Source organism: Bradyrhizobium sp. (genome assembly GCF_049691595.1).
GTDB lineage: Bacteria > Pseudomonadota > Alphaproteobacteria > Rhizobiales > Xanthobacteraceae > Bradyrhizobium.
Map to the genome: position 1 here is coordinate 1 of NZ_JBAVNZ010000288.1, position 21042 is coordinate 21042.

Genomic DNA, 21042 nt, shown 5'->3' on the forward strand with positions numbered 1-21042 from the left:
TCATTGCGCTGAGCGACCGGGTCAAGATCGCGCGCAACCATTCGGCTTCGCTGTTCGTCTCGATCCATGCCGACGCCCTGCCGCGGCAGGAGGGCGACGCCCAGGGCGCGACGATCTACACCCTGTCGGACAGGGCCTCCGACGCCGAGGCGGAACGGCTGGCCGAGGCGGAAAACAAGGCCGACGCGATCGGCGGCGTGAATTTATCCGACGAGCCGACCGAGGTCGCCGACATCCTGATCGATCTGGCGCAGCGCGAGACCCGCACCTTCTCCAACCGGTTTGCGCGCCTGCTGATGGGCGAAATGAAAAGCACGGTGCGGATGCACAAGCACCCGCTGAAATCCGCGGGCTTCCGGGTGCTGAAAGCCCCCGACGTGCCCTCGGTGCTGGTCGAGCTCGGCTATGTCTCGAACAAGGGCGACCTCGAACATCTGGTTTCGGAGAACTGGCGGAACAAGACGGTCGCCTCCATCGCCCAGGCGGTCGACGCTTTTTTCACCAAACGCCTGGCAACTGCCGGTTCCACCAAATGAAAAGAGGTTGGTCCGATGCGCCAAGCCCTAGTTTGGCCACAGCGGCAACGGTATAGAATCGCGCGGCCGGATATTTTGGAAGAGGGCTGCATGGCCGGCGGGCTGTAGTATTATTTGCCTGCGCGATGGCCGCTTTCTGGGCCCGGCCGTCCGCACGAGAACAGCCGCCGAAAACCCCGGCGCGAGGGTTGGAACGGAACTTCGATAATGCGCTTGCTGGTGCGGTTCTTGGGTTTCTTGTTCGCCGCCGGAACCGTGCTGTTCCTGGTGGGCGTCGCCGGCGTTGCCGGCGCGATCTGGCATTTTTCCAGGGACTTGCCGGACTATTCGCAGCTTCAGGATTACGAGCCGCCGGTCATGACGCGGGTGCACGCCTCCGATGGCGCGCTGCTCGGCGAATATTCCAAGGAGCGGCGGCTGTATCTGCCGATCCAGGCGGTTCCAAAACTCGTCATCAACGCGTTCCTTGCCGCCGAGGACAAGAATTTCTACGAGCATGGCGGCATCGACTTCTCGGGCATGGCGCGCGCAGCGGTGGTTTATGCGCAGAACTACGGTTCCAACCGCAGGCCGCAGGGCGCCTCGACGATCACCCAGCAGGTCGCCAAGAACTTCCTTCTGACCAACGAAGTCTCGTTCACGCGCAAGATCAAGGAATCCTTGCTGGCGATGCGCATCGAGCGCGCCTATTCCAAGGACCGCATTCTCGAACTCTATCTCAATGAGATCTATCTCGGCCTCGGCGCCTACGGCATCGCCGCCGCCTCGCTGGTCTATTTCGACAAGTCGGTGAACGAACTCACGATCGCCGAAGCATCCTATCTCGCCGCGCTGCCGAAAGCGCCGGCCTTGCTGCACCCGGTGCGCAACCGCGACCGTGCCATCGAACGGCGCAATTACGTGATCGACCGTCTCGTCGAAAACGGCTGGATCAAACAGGCCGATGCCGACAAGTCGCGCAAGGACGCGCTGGTCGTCACCAGCCGCAGCAACGCCGCGCACATCTTCGCCGGCGAGTATTTCGCCGAGGAAGTCCGCCGCGACATCTTCGAGCGCTACGGCGAAAAGAAACTCTATGAAGGCGGCCTGTCGGTCAGGACCACGCTCGATCCGAAGATGCAGGTGATGGCGCGCAAGACCATGGCCGCCGGCCTCGTCAATTATGACGAGACGCAGGGCTGGCGCGGAGCGGCCAGCAAGCTCGATATATCCGGCGACTGGGGCGTCAAGCTTGCCGACGTCAAATCGCTGTCCGACATCTCGCCCTGGCGGATGGCGGTGGTGCTGGAAACCTCGGACCAGTCCGCGCGGATCGGCTTTCAGCCGGGCCGCGAACTCGGCGGTGCCGTTGCGAAGGAACGCCAGACCGGCATCATCACGCTGGACGGGGTCAAATGGGCCAAGGCCGCGTCGGGGCCGGCGCGCGGCAAGACGCCGACGGCGGTCACGCAGGTGCTGGCCGCCGGCGACGTCATTTATGCGGACCCGCTGATTGCAAAGGACGGCAACATTGTCGAGGGCCAGTTCCGGCTGCGGCAATTGCCGGAAGTGTCGGGCGCCATGGTGGTGATGGATCCCTGGACCGGCCGCGTGCTGGCGATGGTCGGCGGCTTCTCGTTCGACCAGAGCCAGTTCAACCGCGCGACGCAGGCCTATCGCCAGCCGGGTTCGTCGTTCAAGCCGATCGTCTATTCCTCGGCGCTCGACAACGGCTACACGCCGTCGACGGTCGTGATCGACGCGCCGATCGAAATCGATCAGGGGCAGGGCTCGGGCGTGTGGCGTCCGGAAAACTATTCGACCGGCAAATATTACGGACCGACGACGCTGCGCAACGCGCTGCAGCGCTCGCTCAACACGGTGACGGTGCGGCTGGCGCAGGACATCGGCATGCCGCTGATCGGCGAATATGCCAAGCGCTTCGGCGTCTATGACGAATTGCCGAACTATCTTTCGTATGCGCTCGGCGCCGGCGAGACCACTGTCATGCGGATGGTCACGGCCTATTCGATGTTCGCCAATGGCGGCCGACGCGTGAAGGCGACGCTGATCGATCGCATCCAGGACCGCTACGGCCGCACCATCTTCAAGCACGATGCCCGCGAATGCCGCGGCTGCGACGCGCCCGGCGGCTGGAAGAACCAGCCCGAACCGCAGCTCGTCGACCGCCGCGAGCAGGTGCTCGATCCGATGACGGCTTACCAGATCACCTCGATGATGGAGGGTGTGGTGCAGGCCGGTACCGCCACGGTCGTGAAGGAGGTCGGCAAGCCGATCGCCGGCAAGACGGGCACCACCAACGACGAAAAGGACGTCTGGTTCATCGGATTCTCGCCGGACCTCGCGGTCGGCGTCTATATGGGCTACGACAAGCCGCGCAACCTCGGCAGAAACGCCACCGGCGGTCATGTCGCCGCGCCGATCGCGCGCGATTTCCTGAAACTAGCGCTGGCCGACAAGCCCGCGACGCCGTTCAAGGTCCCGGCCGGCATCAAGCTGATCCGCGTCGATGCCAAGAGCGGCATGCGCGTCGGTCCGGGCGAGGGCGGCCGCACCATTCTGGAAGCCTTCAAGCCGGGCACCGCGCCGCCGGATAGCTACTCCGTCATCGGTGTCGCCGATGCGGATGGCCGCATCCCGCAGGGATTTCCGCCCGACGCCGGCAATTTCATGCGGCCGGGAACCGGCGGGCTTTACTAGCCGATTGCGCTTTGCGGCGCGCGCCGCTACATCCCTCGCAGCATCGCAAGCAGCGGTTTACACCGCGGATCAGAGAAACCATGCGCGCCGAAGTCGAACGCCTTGTTGAAGAGATCAAGCAGTCGGTCGGGCTGCTGAGGAGGCATCTTTGACGTCGATGCATCCACGGCGCGCCTGGCCGAGCTGAACAAGCTCGCCGAAGACCCCAATCTCTGGAGCAATCCCCAGAAGGCCCAGAAACTGATGCAGGAGCGCACCTCGCTGGAGGATGGGCTCGGTGGCATCGGCAAGGTCGAGCGCGAGCTTGAGGACAATATCGGCATGATCGAACTCGGCGAGGCCGAGAACGACGAGGGCGTGGTGGCGGAGGCCGAGGCCGCGCTGAAGGCGCTGAAGAAGGAAGTCGCCCGGCGCGAGCTGGAAGCGCTGCTCTCAGGCGAAGCCGACCGGTTCAATTCCTATCTCGAGGTCCATGCCGGCGCGGGCGGCACCGAAAGCCAGGATTGGGCCGAGATGCTGTTGCGGATGTACACGCGCTGGGCCGAGAAACACGGCTTCAAGGTCGAATATCTGGAGGAGACGCAGGGCGAGGAGGCCGGCATCAAGTCCGCCACCATCCAGATCAGCGGCCACAACGCCTATGGCTGGCTGAAGACCGAAGCCGGCGTCCACCGGCTGGTGCGGATCTCGCCGTTCGATTCCAATGCCCGCCGCCACACCTCGTTCTCGTCGGTCGCGATCTTTCCCGTGGTCGACGACAGCATCAAGATCGACATCAAGGAGTCGGACGTGCGCACCGACACCATGCGCTCCGGCGGCGCCGGCGGCCAGCACGTCAACAAGACCGAATCCGCGGTGCGGCTGACGCATATCCCGACCGGCGTCGCGGTGGTCTGTCAGGCCGGCCGCTCCCAGCACAAGAACAAGGCGCAGGCCTGGGACATGCTGCGCGCCCGGCTCTACGAGATCGAGTTGAAGAAGCGCGAGGAAAAGGCGGCCGCCGACCAGGCCGCCAAGACCGATATCGGCTGGGGCCACCAGATCCGCTCCTACGTGCTGCAGCCCTACCAGATGGTGAAGGATCTGCGCACCGGCGTGCAGACCTCCGATACTTCCGGCGTGCTCGACGGCGACCTCGACGAATTCATGGCGGCGACCCTGGCGCAACGCGCGTTCGGGACCTCGCCGGGCGCGGTCGAGGATGTGGATTAGCCGATGGCAAAAGTCGCTTTCATCGGCCTTGGACGGATGGGGCACGGCATGGCCGGCCGCTATCTCGACGCCGGATTTGAGGTCGCGCTGTGGAATCGCAGCAAGGCGAAGGCGGAGGATCTGATCGGGCGCGGCGCGCGATGGGCGGCCTCGCCGGCGGACGCCGCGGTCGACGCCGACGCCGTCGTCACCATGGTCGCCGACGACGCGGCGTCGCGCGCGGTCTGGCTTGGCAAGGATGGCGCCGCCGCGACCATGAAGGCCGGCGCGCTCGCGATCGAATGCTCCACGGTGTCGTACCGGCACGCGCTCGAGCTCGCGCGCGAGCTGCGCGGACGCGGTCTCGTCTATATCGACAGTCCGGTCACGGGCCTGCCCGATGCGGCCGCGGCCGGAAAGCTGACCCTGCTGGTCGGCGCCGAGCCGGGCGATCTGGAACAGGCGCGGCCTTACCTCACCCCCCTCAGCACCACCATCCGTCATTTCGGCGCGGCCGGCTCCGGCACGGTCTACAAGCTGATCAACAATCTGATGGGCGCGATCCAGATCGCCGGGATTGCCGAGGGGCTTGCGATCGCCGAGCAGGCCGGGCTCGACATGAAGCTGGTGCTGGAGGCGGTCGAGTCCGGGGTCGCCGCGAGCCCGCAGGTGATCCGTCATTCCAGGCGGATGGCGGCGCGGAATTTTTCCGGCGCGACATTCACGGCCGCGCTACGGCAGAAGGATGCGGCCTATGCGGTCGCGCTCGCCGAGAGCCTGTTGGCCGACGCGCCGATCATGGGCCACGCGGCGGTGCAGGCCTATGATCGTGCCAAAGCCTACGCGCCCGACGACGACGAGGGCAAAATGATCGAGATCGTGTCGCGGCCGAAATAGTGTGCCGCGAAGTCCCGCCGGAAATCGGGTGGAACGAGCTCAGGCGCCGCGGTAGGCATCCCGCCTTACCGCAGAGATGCCGCCATGACCGCCAAACACGATCGGATTGACGCGCGCGACTGGTCGCTGCTCGGCCTGCTTTCGATCCTGTGGGGCGGCTCGTTTTTCTTCAACGGCGTGGTGCTGAGGGAACTGCCGCCGCTGACCTTGGTGTTCCTGCGGGTCGCGCTCGCATCCGTCATCCTGCTGCCGCTGCTGTGGGTCTACCGGATACGTTTCCCGAAGGGCGTGGCGGCCTGGGCGCCGTATCTCGCGATCGGGTTTCTCAACAACGTGTTGCCGTTCTCGCTGATCGTGATCGGACAGACCACTATCGCGAGCGGGCTGGCCTCGATCCTCAATGCCACCACGCCGCTGTTCACCGTCGTGGTGATGGCGGCGGCGGGCGAGGAAAAACTGTCGGCGCGGCGGATCGCGGGGGTCTTCGCCGGGCTGATCGGCGTCGTCATTCTCCACGGCCAAGGGGTTGGCTTCGAGACCGGCCAGGGCATCGGAATCCTGCTTTGTCTGGCCGCCGCCTTCAGCTACGGATTGTCGGCGCTGCTGGCGCGACGCCGCTTGTCAAACTCGCCGCCGCTTGCGACCGCGACGTTTCAGATGCTGGCCTCGGCCGCCATGATGACGGTCGTCGCTGGAATCGTCGATCGTCCATGGCAATTGCCGGTGCCGGGCGCGGCGACCTGGCTCGCCGTGATCGGTCTCGCAGCCTTTTCGACCGCGCTCGCCTACATCGTGTTCTTCCAGATCCTGCGGCGCTCGGGCGCGACCAATGTGATGCTGGTGACGCTGCTGATTCCGGTGACGGCGATCCTTCTCGGCTATCTGGTGCTGGGCGAACGCATTTCGCCGCGCGAGATCGTCGGCGCGCTGGTCATCGGCAGCGCGCTGCTGGTGATCGACGGGCGCGTGCTGAAGTTCATTCAGCGATAGTTTTCCATTGCGAAAGCCAGCCCGAGAATCTTCCGCTGTCGCGCGCGCCGCCATGCCATGCGGCATGGACCGCGCCGTTGCTCGCGACCAGCAACACGACATCGAGCCCTCTGGAGCGGCGCAGCGTGTCGATGGCCTGTTGCGGCGTTTGCGCGATCGGGCCAGCGACATTGAAGGACGTATTCACCGATATCTCGACGCCGATGCGGCGGCCGAGCGCCTTCAGGTAGGCGTAGGTGAGGGGGTCGTCGTCGGACCGCACGATCTGGATGCGGCCGGTGCCGTCGGCGTGAATCACGGCCGGAATTTTCTCATGTGCGCGGGGCGTCGATTGCGCCGTCAGCACCATGTAGTTGTAGGCGTTGTAATCGGCGTCGGACGCGCCTGGCAGAAGATCAAAGTATTCCCTCGCCGCTTCCAGCGTCGCCATCGGCGCCAGCGGCCGGATCGCCTCGCGGTATTTGACGCGCTCGTTCAGCCGCTCGCGCGCCTCGGGGTCGCAAGGGTTGGCGAGGATCGAGCGGTGGCCGAGCGCGCGCGGGCCGGTCTCGGCCGCGCCCTGGTACAGCGCGATCACGCCGTTCTGCGCCACCATGAACGCCATCAGATCGGCGACCGCGTCGCGGCCGTCCGGCGTCGAGATATCGCCGACTGGCTGCGAGGCAATATCATCGGCCTCGAGCGCGGCGGCAATATCGTGATGTGACGGCGGCGAGCCGCAGTAAAAGGCGTGCGTCATCGGCGCGCCGCGCGGCGCACCGGCCAGATGTGCGAAGCCCCAGGCGGCGCCAATAGTGACGCCGGGATCGCCGGGCACCGGCGGCACCCACAGATGCAGCCGCGCGTCGCGTTGCTGGGCCTTCGCAAACCAGGCTTCATCGAAATGTTCGAGCAGCCGCATGTTGCCGGTCGCGTTCAGCGCGACGCCGCCGGTCAAGACCAGCCGGTTGGCGCCGGTTGCGCGCAACAGATGATCCACCACATGGATCATCGCGTCTTCGAACACCAGCTGGGTCGCGGCCGCCTTGTCGAGACGATCTCTGGTGTCAGGCCGGTGCTGGATGTCCTCGACCCGCAACACCGCGTCGGGATTCCAGAGCTGGTCGGGCTTCAGCGGCTCGCCGATGATGCCGGCCAGCGCCGCCTTGTAGGGGTTATCGAACGGGTCGCAATACCAGTTGGCGAGGCTCCGATTGAGCCGGACCTCGCCGCCGTCGCCGAAATGCAGCACGTTTTTCAGCCGTTCATAATAGGGATTGCTGGCGCGGTTCATGTCGCCCCAGGCGGCGGCGCCCATGTAGCGACCTTCGCTGGACAGCCAGGTCCAGCCGCCCTGCGTCGATGAAATCACGCTGTAGAAAGCGCCAAGCGAGTCGAACATGCTGTCATTGCAATAGAGCCGGCGCATCGTCCCGTTCTCGGCGACATAGAGCGAGATCGAGCCCTGATCGCCGGTGCCGTCGAGCACGGCGATCGCAACCGGTTTGCCGTCATCGCCAAACGGCGAGGCCGCGAAGGAAAACCAGGCATGATTGTCGTGGTGCGGCATGCAGATCAGCGGCACGCGCTCGGCAAGACCGAGCTGCCGGGCAAGGATTTTCGGCGTCCGCGTCATCTGGTCGAGACGGCGGCGATCGAATCCGGCGGCCTCGGTGGTGCGCAACAGTTTCAGGCTTTGTGGCAATTCTTCCAGCACCGAGCGGGCAAGCGTTCCGGCCAGCGTCGGATAGTCCCAACTCGTCAGCCAGGCGTCGATATCGCCGATATCGCGCCCGAGCCCGCGCAGCGTCGACACCATCGCATCGATCGAGGCGCGGGGATATTCGGTGGTGTGCTTGTTGCCGGAGAAGCGCTCTTCCTCGTTGTTGACGATCAGGCGCGGACCGTTCGCCCGCGTCACCTCGACCAGCGCGACGCCCGAATTATGCGTCCCGGGAGGCCCCAGACCCGCGAGATGGACGGTCTCGCCGCGCGCGAGTTTTTCGCGGACCGCCGCGATCCGCGCACCGGCGAAATCCGAGCCGAGCTGATGAAAACCCGCAGGCCCCATCGTCCGCGCCGCCAGCCATCGCGCGGCGCGGAATCCGGCGGCGGCGAGTTTTGGATATCGCGGACCAATTCGTCTGTTCAGTTCCAACCCGCGCGGCCTTGCTGTCAGTGAAAGAGCTGCCCCGCATCAATCACAAATGGCGTCGGGCAACAATGCCGTTTCGGTTCGCGGAATAAGCCGATGCTTGCATGCGCCCGCGCGACTTGCGAAACTCGATCAAAACAAGTCGCCAAGGGGGAGAGAACGATGCCGGTTCGCGCTATTCGATTGATTGCCCTGACAGCTTTTGCGATCGCCAGTTCGGCCACGACCGCGGCCCATGCGCAGAAGAAATACGATCCGGGCGCGAGCGACACCGAGATCAAGATCGGCAACATCATGCCCTATAGCGGTCCGGCCTCCGCCTATGGGGTGATCGGCAAGGCGCAGGCGGCCTATTTCAACAAGATCAACGCCGAAGGCGGCATCAACGGCCGCAAGATCAACTTCATCAGCTATGACGACGCCTTCAGTCCGCCAAAGGCGGTCGAGCAGGCGCGCAAGCTCGTGGAAAGCGACGAGGTGCTGCTGATCTTCCAGCCGCTCGGGACCCAGTCCAACTCGGCGACCCAGAAATACATGAACGCCAGGAAAGTGCCGCAGCTCTTTGTCGCGACCGGCGCAACCAAATGGGGCGATCCGCAGAACTTTCCGTGGACCATGGGCTGGCAACCCAACTACCAGAGCGAAGGCCGCATCTACGCCGCCTACATCCTGAAGCACTATCCGAACGGCAAGATCGCTGCGCTTTGGCAGAATGACGACGCCGGCAAGGACCAGATGAAAGGCCTGCGCGACGGTCTGGGCCACAAGGCCAACATGATCATAGCCGACAAGTCCTACGAGGTGAGCGATCCCACCATCGACTCCCAGATCGTCGCGCTGAAAGACTCCGGCGCCGATATCTTCGTGACATGGGCGGCGCCAAAGGGTGCGGCGCAGGCGATCCGGAAAGTCGGCGAGCTCGGCTGGAAGCCGGCCTATTTCCTCGGCAACGTATCGACATCGGTCGCAACGGTTCTCAAGCCGGCCGGCCTGGAAAATGCCAAGGGCATCATTTCGACCGCCTATCTGAAGGACCCGACCGATCCATTGTGGAGGGACGACCCCGGCATCAGGACCTGGTCAGCCTTCATGGACAGGTATTTTCCCGATGGCGACAAGACCAACAACAACAACGTCTATGGCTACGCCACGGCGCAGACCATGGTTCAGGTGCTGAAGCAGTGCGGCGATGACCTCACCCGCGAGAACGTGATGAAGCAGGCCGCGAACCTGAAGGATTTTTCCAGCGAGGTGCTGCTGCCCGGCATCAGGATCAACACCGGGCCGAACGACTTCTTCCCGATCGAGCAGATGCAATTGATGAAGTTCAACGGCGAGACGTGGGAGCTGTTCGGGGAGGTGATCACCGGCGAGGTCGGGCATTAGCCCTTCGATCGACAAATGCCCGGGCGGACGATTTGCGATGTCCGCCATGCGTTGAAAGCTACCGACGACGGTTTCAGGGCCACATGTCGTGATGTGCACAGAAGGAAGCCCATTGCGCCGGGGTAATCAGGCGTGCCGGACTCAATCCGTCGCGATGTATTCGCGCAGCGCCGCGGACTCGTGCTTCAGTTCGTCAAGGCGCCAGTTCACCACGTCGCCGATCGACGCGATGCCGGCGAGCCGGCCTCCTCGACGACCGGCACGTGCCGGAACTTTGCCGCCGCCATGCGCGCCATGATCTCGATCACGGTCTCGTTCATGCCGCAGGTGACGACCTACCGCACCCGCGACGCCCGGACCGAGCGCCGCGGCAATAACACGGCAGGCACGTTTGTTCACGCCGTTATCAGGCGGGGGAGGCGAGCGGCTTGCCCTTCTCCACCACGTAGGTGATCAGAATTCTTGTTTTCGCGGTGCCCGCCTTGCCGCCGGCATGCGGCGTATTTGGCGGCACCTGGAAGGCGTCACCGGCCTTCAAGATGCGGGTTTCCATGCCTTGTATCGGAAGCTCGAAGCCGCCTTCCAGCACATAGGCCGACTCGATACCGGGGTGCGTGTGGCGGCCAACCGCGACACCCGCCTCTATTTCGGCTTCCACGAGCACAGTCTCATAACCCGCCGCCGGGCCGTCGGTCCTGGAGAGAATCTTCCGGTTGACGCCGCCCGACGGCGGCGGCGCTCCTTGTGCTGACGCTTCGGTCGCGATGAATCCCGTGATCGCGCAGAGAGCGCATGACGCAAATCCCGTAAAGCCACGTCTTGTGAGCATGACGACCTCCCTGTTCCGGATCGTTTGTCCAGACTTTCTGATCTTCGGCAACGTACATGGTAAGCTCGCGAAGATTGGCTGACAAGGCGACGGTGCTGGACGCTCTACGTTCCGTAGCTCTGCACCAGGCCGCCCGCGACCAGGTGCCAGCCGTCGACCAGCACGAACATGAGAGGCTGGCCGATGTCTCACATGGATCAGAGGACTAAACCGCTCGCGCGGTAGAACGCTGCGGCAGCGCATGATCGAAGACATGACGATCCGCAAATTAGCAGCCGAAGACTCAGCATGACTCGCCGTCGCGCCGTCCTCGATAGCCGTCGTGTCGTTCGATCTCCACCGCGCGAGGCCGCTTCGGCCTATCGCGATCGGACGATCAGGGTCATCGCCTCTTCGATCGCGTCCCAAAACCAGCGTTCAATTCACGTCGGCAACAGAACGCCAAGGCCGAAATCCCCATTGCGTTTGACGCGCGGCCGAGGGAGCCGGGAGCACGCCGTGCCCTCCGATGGTCTTGTAGATCGTTTTGGTCTAGCATGAGGCTGGGGCGGCATTCGAACTTCATCCCGTGGGGGACGGCGATCGTGCGGTCCGACCGCGAAGCTCCAGCGCGTACAACGGGCGGAGCCGCCTTCCGGGGCGGCGTCGGGTCCCCGTGGCCATGGGCAGTGCTGGCGTGGGTCGCGCTGCTGGTAGCGATCGTCGTATCGTTCAGGCCGGCGGTCCCGGTCATCTGGGGCGACACACCGTCCTTCGTGGAATCCGCGCTTCGCACGCTCGAGGCTGGAAGGCCGACCGTGGCGGGTGGGCGCGATCCGGGCTATCCCGCGTTCCTGGCCGTGACGTTCGCGTTCGGGGGCGACCTCGGAACGGTGGTGCGCCTGCAGCAGGCGGCGTGGGCCGTCCTGATGCTGGCGCTTGCAGCAACTGCCCAGGCGGCGACGCGCAACGCCGGTGGGCTCGTGCCGATCATCCTCGTGGCGACGTATCCGGGCCTGCTGCTGTTCAGGAACGTCCTCACCGCGGAGCTTCTCTTTGCGGTCTTCCTCAATCTGGCACTGGCTGGATTGCTCGTTGCCACCTGCGTCGGCAAAACGGCGCAGTGCTGCGCGGTCGCTGCCTCCGTCCTGTGCGCGGCGCTCGCGGCGTGCTTTAGATCGCAGGGCGTCCTGGTCCCAATCGCCGCCGTCCTGTTGGGCGCCCACCTCGCCCGGCCATACACGTCAGCGCGCCTTGCCGTGATGGCCGTGTCCGTCGCGGCGGCGCTGGCGCTCCTCGCCGCCGGTTCCCGGTTCGGGGCTTCCTACTCCGACCAAGCCTCGGCCGTGTTCGTCCCCAAGACACTGTTCTGCAATCACCTGAACATCGTGCTTGCAAGCGATGCAGCGCGACACGAGATCGTGTCGGCGGCCGGCAACCGCGCCGACGCCACGATGGCGCGGCTTGCCGCCGACTTCGCCGCGGAGCCGGGTCGCTGGCCCGTGCTCGGGTTCTTCGGCGACGCGTGCCTCTTCGACACCGCACTGGATCGAGACATCGCCGACGATACCGGGAATGCCGTCGGCGCGGCCGCGGCCTATCGGCGCATCTTCCTGGCCGCCGTGCGCGACCGGCCGCTCGACTACGCGGGCAAGTTCGTCCGTCAGATGGCCTATGGCGCCTCGGTCGCATGGCCGGCTTACGGACTCGAGCCTGCCATAACGGTGTCGACCGACGATGTACCGCATGTGGCCGACATCATGACGCGGCACGGCCGGGCGGTTCAGCCGATCGATCTGCAAGGCGAACCAGTTCGGATCGGCCTGTTGTCCGATCTCCCAGGCATCTCCGCCTACCTGTACAGGGCATTGTCCATCGCCTTCGTTATCGCCGTCATATTCTGGACGGTGACCGCTGTGCGGCGTCGGCGCCCCGCCTTCGTGGCGCGCGCAGGCATCGTGCTCGTGATGTGGACGGCTTCGATCGCAACCGCCGCCGGCGCCCACACCCTCGACGTCTGGCGATATCTGATTACCGAAGTGCCGATGGTAGGCCTCATGCTGTCCCTTTTCGCCGTCGAACTGATCACGCGGCCCCCTCTGCGACGATCAGATGCGCGATGCCTTCCGGCCCCAGAAGCGGCTCATCGGTATCGTAGCGATCCGCTGCCCTCGATGTCCAAGTTGGGGTCATTCGCTACCGGATAGGACCAGCAGCAATTCCGGCCGTGGCCGCTGTACCCTCAAAGCGGAAGTAGATTCAGCGCAAGTGTATTTGCGACGATAGGCCCTTGCCGCGCGGCGTGATCTGCATCTGGCTACGTGCTTGTGAGTCCGAGCCCTGGTCTAGCCCGAACTCAGCCTTACGCCTGCGCGCAAAAACTTCTGCGGATCGACCGCGTCGCCGTCGATCCGCGTTTCATAGTGCAGATGCGGCCCGGTCGAGCGGCCGGTGGAACCGACCGCGCCGATCACCTGTCCGATCCTGATGAGGTCGCCGACCCGGACGTTGATCTCCGACAGATGGCCGTAGCGGGTCGACAGCCCATTGCCGTGGTCGATTTCGACCATGCGGCCATAGCCGCCGGCCCATCCCGATGACGCCACTTTGCCGCTCGCGGTCGCGCGCACGGGGTCGCCGCTCGCGGCGCGGAAATCCAGGCCGGTATGCATCGCCGGACGGCCGAGGAAGGGATCGCTGCGGACGCCGAAGCCGGAGGTGAATTCGACTTCGCCGATGACGGGCTTGCGATACGGCACCAGCGCGAGTGTCTGGTTGAGGCGCGCCATCTGCGCGCGGGCCGCGTTGATCCGGTAGAGCTGGCGCTCGAACGCGCCGGCATCGGCGGGGAGTTTCACGGCGATGAAGGGGCCGCCGATGCCCGAGCGGGGCGTTGCGGCCTCCAGCTGTGCCATGTCGAGACCGAGGTCGGTGATAACGCCGCGCATCCGTCGGACCCGTGATTCCATGCTGTCTTCGACCGAGTTCAGCGCGGCCAGCTGCCGCCGCTCGACCTGATCGAGCGAACCCTGCAGGCGAACCAGGACGTTGTCGACGCCTTGAACCTTTGCGAACTGGTTGGGCTGCGGCTTCAAAATCAGGGGCGCGCGCGACTCCAGCCGCGCCTCACGGTCCGGGGGCGCCACGAAGATCACGGTGTCGCTGATCGGGGACGGTTTTGGTGCCCCGGAGGCGGGCGCATCCGCCGCCCCGCCGCGCGCCGACGGCTTGATCGATCCGGTGGTGGACGCATCCGGAATCGCGCCTAGCGCGCTGGCGCGCGATTCCAGCGCGGTCTGGCGGCGCATGATCTGGTCGAGTTTCTGATCGAATTGTTCCTGATCGAGCAATTGACGGCTGGTGGTGCGATCGACCCTGGCGCGCAGTTCGGCGATGCGGTCCTCATAGGCGTATTGCATTTCCGCCTGACGGGCGATCAGTCGCGTCAGAACGTCATCCCGAAACGCGAAATAGGTGGCGGTCGCCGCTGACCACATGCCGAGCATGGTGACCGTGCCGACCACGATCCAGAAAGCGACCGGGCCGAATCGGACCTGCTTGCCGGCGTGGACGATGGTATAGCCGTCACGAGCCGCTGCCGATGCCGCATGCGGCGCGGAACGGCGAGGAGCTGCCCGGCCATGGTCCTGAGGATGGTGGTGCTGCGGCTGACACTCGGAATGATGACCGGAACGGTACGACATCGGCACTCCCGCGCCGGTCGGATGGAATTCCGTACGGCCAATTTGCGCGGCTGATTTGATCCTCTCATGGTTAATTTTCAGCAAATGGAACTATTTTACAGCCCCCGCGCGGCGGCAAGAACCTCGTCGGCATGGCCGTCGACCCGCACATTGCGCCAGACCCTTGCAATCCGGCCATCGGCGCCGATCAGAACCGTGGTGCGAAGAATGCCCTGGAATGTTCTGCCATACATGGATTTTTCACCCCAGGCGCCATAGGCCTGCAGCATTTCATGTTTCTCATCCGAGATCAGGGGAACGGAAAGCCGGTGTTTGTTTCGGAATGATTCCTGCGCCTTCACGCTGTCGGCGGAGACCCCCAGCACCGCCGCGCCGCTTTGCTCGAACGCGCCCTTCAGGCGGGTGAAGTCGATCGCCTCCTTGGTGCAGCCAGGGGTGTCGGCGCGCGGATAGAAAAACAGCACCAGCTTGCTGCCGGCGAAGTCGGCGAGCGAGACGCTGTCGCCCCCGTCGCGCGGCAAGCGGAAAGCGGGCGCCTTTGCACCTTCGACCAGGGCAGATTTGGGCCCGGCCGCCGGCGCGGATTTTAACGGTTTTGACGGCGCCTTATGCGATGTTGTTGCCGGAGCGCTGTTGGCCGGCTTGCCCGACTTCTTGACGGCTTTGTTGGCGGTCTTCCTGGCAACGGCCTTGCCGGCTTTGGCGGCCGGCTTATTGGCCGCCGCTTTCGCGCCGCCGCGGGCCGCTTTGGCCGCGGTCGTCCTGGTTGCGGTCTTGGGGGATTTCTTGCGTTTTTTCGTGGACATACGCCTTCCTTTCGTCGCTTTCCGGGGCTCAACCAATAGACTATTGCGGGTCTCGTCCTGCAGAATCGGATTCGCGCCGACCGCTGGGCAAGTCTGATGGCGCCGGAGTATGGTCACCCGGAATTCGACATACCACCCGTCCGCTCGCTGAATGGGCCCATGAACAAACCCATGAATAGACCCTTGGGCCCGACAACGAGTAACAGTATTGATCGAGGATTGGCAGCGATGCCGGCACAGAAGCGCTCGATAGAGATCGACGGGCGCGCCTGTGACGGCGATCGTCCTCAGCGCCAGCACCGGAAGGCAATGGCAGGGAAAACATCGCCCCAAGGGTCTAGTCCGCGCGTCGAGGCCCAAATCTCGCATTGGGACGATGAAGACGGCTGGGACCAGGACCGTGACGAGGCCGCGGGCCACCATGCACGGCGGCTGTTGTCCCGCTCCAATTCCGGCTTTCACCGGTTCGGCGACCGGGTCGCCGTGGCGCTGCGCTGGGTGAGCGGCGAACGCTGGGTCAAGCGCCTTGCCCTGGTGCTTGCCGCGCTGGCGGCGATCTTCACCGTCTGCTTTGGCGGGCTTTGGTGGCGGCTTGGGGCCGGCCCCATCAATCTCGACATGGCCACGCCCTGGCTGGCGGCGGCGATTGAGGACAATATCGGCCACGGCAATACAGTCGAGGTCGGCGGCACGCAGATCGAACGCACCGGCAGGATCCGGATCGCCGTGCGTATTCGCGACATCGTGGTCCGGGATCGTGACCGCGCCATTGTCGCAAGCGCGCCGAAAGCCGAAGTGAGGCTCTCCGGCACCGCCCTGTTGATGGGCCGGCTTCGCGCCGAGAGCCTCAATCTGGTCGATGCGGAACTGTCGGTGCGCATCACGCCGGACGGCACCGTGACGGTGTCCACGGGCGATACGGCAAAGCCGCTCGCGACCGGTGTCGCCTCGAAACGGGATGCGGGTCTTGCGCCGACATTCCCGCGCGGGCCGCCGCCGGCGCCCGCAACCTCTTCGCCCGCGCCGCAATCCGGTCAAAGCGGATTGCTGGCCGGGCTCGACTGGCTCGACAGTCTGAGCCTGACCGGCCTTGACGGTCAGAACCTCAACGAGATCGGCCTGAAGAACGGCAATCTGGTCGTCGACGACCAGCAGCGCGGCAACAAATGGACCTTCGACAATATCAGCCTCAGCCTGCGCCGGCCGCGCGGCGGCGGAGTGGCGCTGAGCCTTGGCGAAGAGGGCAGCCATCCATGGTCGCTTCGCGTCTCGGTTGGCCCGCAGACCAACGGCGTGCGGTCGGTGGATATTCGCGCCGACAAGGTACCGACCGCCAATATCCTGCTGGCGCTGCGGCTGAAGGACCTCACCTACAGCGCGGACCTGCCGCTGTCGGGCGAACTGAAGGGCGAATTGGGCCGCGACGGCCTGCCGACCTACTTCCGCGGCAAGATCACCGCGGGCGCAGGCCATATGATCGACAGCGATACGCCCGACTATCCGATGCCGATCGATTTGGCGGAAATGAATGTCGAATGGGATTCCGCACGGCGCGTGCTGGTCGCGCCCTTCAAGGTCATTTCCGGCGCCAACCGGATCACGCTGCTCGCCCATCTCGAGCCGCCCAACGATAGCGTCACCGATTGGCAGGCAGGCTTTAGCGGCGGCACCATCGTGCTTGCCGGCATCGACAGCGAACCGCCGCTGATCTTCAATCGCATCGCGATCGGCCTGCGTTTCGACACCGACAAGAAGCGCATGCTCCTCACCCAGGCCGATATCAGCAACGGCGAGATCGGCATCGCCGGAACCGGCAATGTCGATTATTCGGGGGAGCCGCGGCTGCAGCTCGGTTTTGCCGGAACGCCGATGTCGGCCTCGGCGCTGAAGCGGATGTGGCCGGTCCTGATCGTGCCCGAAGTGCGCGAATGGGTGATCGAGCGGATCGAGCGCGGCACGGTCCAGCGCATCGAGGTCGGGGTCAACTCGCCGGTGCGAAATCTTTCGCGCAAAGGCCCGCCGATCCCGGATGACGGCCTGGCCGTCAACATCGTCGCGTCAGGCGTGGCGGTGCGTCCGGTCGATGAAATGCCTGTGGTGCACGACGCCGATCTCAAGGCCCGGGTCACCGGCCGCACCGCGACCGTCACGATCGGCCAGGGGATCGCCGACACGCCGGCCGGACGCAAAATCAACATTTCGGACTTCAGCTTCGAGGTGCCGGATATGGCACCGAAGCCATCGCCGGCGCGGGTGAAGTTCAGGGTCGATTGCCCGGTTCCGGCGGCGGCCGAAATTCTCGCCTCCGATCGCCTCAGCGATGTTACCGGCACCTTCATCGACCCGAATGCCAGCAAGGGAACGGTTGCCGCCGCGATCATGCTCGGCGTCCCGGTCAAGGGCTCGCTGACCAAGGCCGACACCACCTATGCCGTCACCGCCGATCTTGGCGGAGTTAGCATCGACAGACTGGTGATGAATCAGAAACTCGAAGCCAATGCGCTGAAGGTCGTCGCCAACAATGCGGGCTACCAGGTCAGGGGTGACGTGAAGATCAACGGGCAACAGGCTTCGCTCGATTATCGCAAGCCGAGCGAGGGCGACGCCGACCTCAAGCTGCAGGCGACGCTCGATGATTCGAGCCGCGCCCGGCTTGGCCTTGATCTCGGGCCGGCCGTCAGCGGCGCGATCCCGATCAAGCTGACCGGCAAGATCAGCGGCGGCAATGACCACGACAGCCGCGTCGGCATCGAGGCCGATCTCACCTCGCTCAAGCTCGACAACATTCTGCCGGGCTGGGTCAAGGTGCCCGGCAAATCGGGACGGGCGGCCTTCAACGTGGTGCAGAAGCCGCAATCGACAAGATTCGAGGATATCGTCGTCGACGGCGGCGGCGTCTCGATCAAGGGATCGCTCGAAGTCGACCAGAACGGCGACCTCATGAGCGCGAACTTCCCGACCTATGCCCCATCCGACGGCGACAAGACCTCGTTGAAGGCCGAACGCGGCCCGGACGGCGTCGTCAAGGTGACGATGCGCGGCGAGGTGTTCGACGGCCGCGGTTTCCTCAAATCGGCGATCTCGGGCAAGGAGGCCGACGCCCGGAGCAAGACCAGGAACATCGATTTCGATTTCGATCTCAAGCTCGGTGCGGTTGCCGGATTCAACGGCGAAGCCGTACGCAGCGTCGATGCCAAGTTTTCGCGGCGCAACGGAATCATCAAGAGTTTCGCGCTGAACGGCAAGGTCGGGCGCGATACGCCGGTCACCGCCGATCTGCGCGGCGGCCGAGGGCAGGGCCGCGAGGTGATCTACCTGCAAACCAACGATGCCGGGGCGTTCTTCCGTTTCACCGACACCTACTCGAAGATGCTCGGCGGTCAGCTCGCGCTGGCGATGGAACCGCCCACGGTTGAACCCAGCGCCAAGGAGGGCCTGATCACCGTCCGCGATTTCTCTGTCAAAGGGGAAGCGCAGCTTGAGCGTGCCGCGGCCGGCGGACCCGTTGGGGTCCAGAACGGCATATCCTTCTCGGCGCTACGCGCGGAGTTCACCCGGCAGAGCGGACAGCTGATGATCCGGGACGGCGTCGTCAAGGGCCCGACCATTGGCGCGACCATCGAGGGCAGCATCGATTATGTTGGCAATGCGGTTCGCATGAGCGGCACATTCGTCCCCCTTTACGGGCTGAACAACATGTTCGGCCAGCTTCCCGTCATCGGCCTGTTCCTCGGCGGCGGCAGCAATGAAGGCCTGATCGGCGTGACCTATGAAGTCGTCGGCACCCCCGGCCAGCCGGTGTTGCGCGTCAATCCGATTTCGGCCATGGCGCCCGGCGTGCTGCGCAAGATTTTCGAGTTCAACACCGGCAAGCAAAACACCCCGGTGGAACTTCCGCCGAACAATTAGTTTGGGGTTGGTTTGCTAGCGCCGCAGCGCGGGCACCACCAGGAACGGAATCAATCCCAGCACCACATTGACCAGTGCGAACGCGATCAGCGGATCATAGCTGTGGGTCCAGTCATGGATCAGGCCGCCGCTCCAGGAGCCGATCGCCGATCCGAGCCCGCTGCCGATCGAGATCGTGCCATAGATCGTCCCGACCCGCTCGCCCCGGAAGATTCTCAGCGCGGTCGCTGTGATCAGCGGGCCGCGCGAGCCGATCATGCTGCCGAAGCAGATGACGAAGCCCGTCAGCAGCCAGAAGTTCGGATAATATTGCAACAGCCAGAGCTGAATGATGCCTGCGATCGAGACCGCATAGCTGAACAGCACCGACGGCCTGCGGCCGATGATGCCGTCGAGCGTGGAGATGCCGAGCATGCCGAACAGCAGCACGACGCCGGAAAAACCCCAGGCAGTGGCGGCCTGCAATGGCGGAAAGCCGGCGTCGATCAGGTAGGCGACGATTTGCGCGGTGATCGCATACATCGCGACCGCGGTGAAGAAGAAGGTGGAAAACAGCGCCCAGAAGGCGTGGTGGCGCATCGCACTCGAGAGCGTCCAGCCGTCATCGGCGAAACCGGTGTCGGCCTTCTTGGCGACGAGCGGCGAGCCGGCGGCGAACCGCCGCCATGGCAGCACCAGCAGCGGCAATATCAGGAACAGCGCGACGGCGCCGAACGCCTGGTAGGCGTCGCGCCAGCCGATCTTCTCGATCAGCAGCTGCGAGGCCGGCAGCAGCACCAGCACGCCCGCGCCGGTCGCGGAGTACATGATCGCCATCGCGGTCGGCAGCCGCGGGCCGAACCAGCGGCCGAGCAGGATCGAATTCGGCACGTTGCCGATCAGGGCGATGCCGAGCCCGACGCTGAGCCCGACGCTCGCCTGGAACTGCCAGAGATATTGCGCGCGGGCTGCGATCAGAAACGCCCCGCCGAGCAGCGCCAGTCCAAGCGAATAGACAATGCGGGGGCCGGCGCGGTCGAACAGCCGGCCGATCAGCGGCGCCATCAGGCCTCCCGCAAGCCAGGTCAGCGAGTAGACCGAGACCACCTGGGCACGGTCCCAGCCGAAATCCTCGGCGATCGGTTTGAGGAAAACCGTAAAACTCTCACCCAGGCCGCGGCCGAGCACCGACAGCGCAAAGCACAGCGCAAGCACATTGAGGGCTGTGCGCGCCGGCATCAGTGGCTTCGCTAATACATCCTGCCCCGGCGCACGCTGATCCATGACCGGCAGGGAGCGCGTATCCGCATCCCGTGGCAAGGGTTTAAAGCCAAACAGGCCGGCCAAAGCTCTAAGCGGCGAGTTCACGTATGCGGTCGGCCCAGGCGCACCACTGGCGGACGCGGGCGTCGGGCTCGGCGTGGTCAAGAAAATCGGCGTCGACGGCGAGCGAAAGTGCACCGGCCTGATGGAGGGCCTCGGCATCGTCGAACGTGACGCCGCCGATGGCGACCAGCGGGCAGGGCGCCGACTTCGCCCAGATCGTGATGATCTCGATGTTCTGTGGGTCCCAGGAAGTGCCTTGGGCAGGCGTTTCATGGACCGGCCCGTAGGCGAGATAGTCGGGGTCCGCCTCCAGCGCCGACATCAACTGCGACTGATTAGAGGCGCTCAGACCCAGTCTTATCCCGGCATTGCGGATCGCCGTGATGTCGGCTTCGCTGAACTCGTCGGGGTCCAGATGCAGAAAATCGGCGCCATGGCGGATCGCTGCTTCCCAATGGCCGTTGACGACAAACTGTGAGCCATCACGGCGGCACAGCATGAGGCCGCGGGCGACCTGGCGGTCGATCTCGGCAGGCGTGGCGCGCTGGAGGCGGAGTTGAACCATCCGTACTCCGAGCGGCAACAGGCGCTCGAGCCAGTCCAGGTCGGGAACAATGGGGTAGAACGGATCGACGACTGGGTCCATGTCAACCTCTGTTGCGGAAGTCGGAAATCG

Annotated in this window: 15 protein-coding genes; 8 read left to right on the forward strand and 7 right to left on the reverse strand. The window is 64.8% G+C overall.

What is annotated here, in order from left to right:
* The 5 genes from WCE35_RS12930 to WCE35_RS12950 all read left to right on the forward strand — a co-directional run.
* The coding region (locus WCE35_RS12930) for an N-acetylmuramoyl-L-alanine amidase family protein (RefSeq protein ID WP_424593740.1) at positions 1-536 on the forward strand (536 nt) is incomplete at its 5' end.
* Positions 537-743: 207 nt separating this feature from the next.
* The gene (locus WCE35_RS12935) at positions 744-3236 is read left to right on the forward strand and encodes a penicillin-binding protein 1A (RefSeq protein ID WP_424593741.1); all 2493 of its coding nucleotides are present in this window, start codon (positions 744-746) and stop codon (positions 3234-3236) included.
* 80 nt (positions 3237-3316) lie between these two features.
* Positions 3317-4448, forward strand: a protein-coding gene (gene prfB, locus WCE35_RS12940; protein WP_424593742.1) for a peptide chain release factor 2 whose coding sequence is annotated in 2 segments (ribosomal slippage) — positions 3317-3385 and positions 3387-4448 — 1131 coding nt in all. Because the reading frame shifts where the segments join, the coding sequence is not laid out codon by codon here.
* Between the two features lie 3 nt (positions 4449-4451).
* Positions 4452-5324, forward strand: coding sequence for an NAD(P)-dependent oxidoreductase (locus WCE35_RS12945; protein ID WP_424593743.1), 873 nt, complete (start codon positions 4452-4454; stop codon positions 5322-5324).
* Positions 5325-5408: 84 nt separating this feature from the next.
* Entirely contained in the window at positions 5409-6314 is a 906-nt protein-coding gene (locus WCE35_RS12950; protein ID WP_424593744.1) for a DMT family transporter, read from the forward strand.
* Here WCE35_RS12950 and WCE35_RS12955 read toward each other — a convergent pair.
* Positions 6301-8451, reverse strand: a complete 2151-nt coding sequence (locus WCE35_RS12955) for a carbamoyltransferase C-terminal domain-containing protein (protein ID WP_424593745.1) — start codon at positions 8449-8451, stop codon at positions 6301-6303. The genes WCE35_RS12950 and WCE35_RS12955 overlap by 14 nt on opposite strands.
* Before the next feature lie 159 nt (positions 8452-8610).
* On the opposite strand from WCE35_RS12955, the gene WCE35_RS12960 reads away from it, so the two are divergent.
* Positions 8611-9834: an ABC transporter substrate-binding protein gene (locus WCE35_RS12960; RefSeq protein WP_424593746.1), complete on the forward strand. Its 1224-nt coding sequence runs from the start codon at positions 8611-8613 to the stop codon at positions 9832-9834.
* A gap of 141 nt (positions 9835-9975) precedes the next feature.
* Here WCE35_RS12960 and WCE35_RS12965 read toward each other — a convergent pair whose 3' ends face one another.
* Both WCE35_RS12965 and WCE35_RS12970 read right to left on the reverse strand, forming a co-directional pair.
* Positions 9976-10233: a hypothetical protein gene (locus tag WCE35_RS12965; protein WP_424593747.1), complete on the reverse strand. Its 258-nt coding sequence runs from the start codon at positions 10231-10233 to the stop codon at positions 9976-9978.
* Between the two features lie 7 nt (positions 10234-10240).
* Positions 10241-10663 carry a cupin domain-containing protein gene (locus WCE35_RS12970; protein WP_424593748.1) on the reverse strand — a complete coding sequence of 141 codons (423 nt, stop codon included), beginning with the start codon at positions 10661-10663 and terminating at the stop codon, positions 10241-10243.
* 668 nt (positions 10664-11331) lie between these two features.
* Here WCE35_RS12970 and WCE35_RS12975 point away from each other — a divergent pair.
* Positions 11332-12849: a hypothetical protein gene (locus tag WCE35_RS12975; RefSeq protein WP_424593749.1), complete on the forward strand. Its 1518-nt coding sequence runs from the start codon at positions 11332-11334 to the stop codon at positions 12847-12849.
* Positions 12850-12987: 138 nt separating this feature from the next.
* Here the strand turns inward: WCE35_RS12975 and WCE35_RS12980 are convergent, their stop codons facing one another.
* A complete protein-coding gene (locus WCE35_RS12980; protein ID WP_424593750.1) occupies positions 12988-14346 on the reverse strand; it encodes a peptidoglycan DD-metalloendopeptidase family protein in 1359 nt (452 codons plus the stop codon).
* Positions 14347-14441: 95 nt separating this feature from the next.
* Complete coding sequence (locus WCE35_RS12985; RefSeq protein WP_424593751.1) at positions 14442-15152, reverse strand: peroxiredoxin; 711 nt, start codon at positions 15150-15152, stop codon at positions 14442-14444.
* A 228-nt stretch (positions 15153-15380) separates the two neighbouring features.
* On the opposite strand from WCE35_RS12985, the gene WCE35_RS12990 reads away from it, so the two are divergent.
* Complete coding sequence (locus WCE35_RS12990; protein WP_424593752.1) at positions 15381-19061, forward strand: DUF3971 domain-containing protein; 3681 nt, start codon at positions 15381-15383, stop codon at positions 19059-19061.
* 15 nt (positions 19062-19076) lie between these two features.
* On the opposite strand, the gene WCE35_RS12995 is transcribed toward WCE35_RS12990, so the two are convergent.
* The gene (locus tag WCE35_RS12995; protein ID WP_424593753.1) at positions 19077-20324 is read right to left on the reverse strand and encodes an MFS transporter; all 1248 of its coding nucleotides are present in this window, start codon (positions 20322-20324) and stop codon (positions 19077-19079) included.
* Positions 20325-20391: 67 nt separating this feature from the next.
* Positions 20392-21012 (reverse strand): thiamine phosphate synthase, encoded by a 621-nt coding sequence (locus tag WCE35_RS13000; RefSeq protein ID WP_424593754.1) that lies wholly within the window; start codon positions 21010-21012, stop codon positions 20392-20394.
* Positions 21013-21042: the final 30 nt, after the last annotated feature.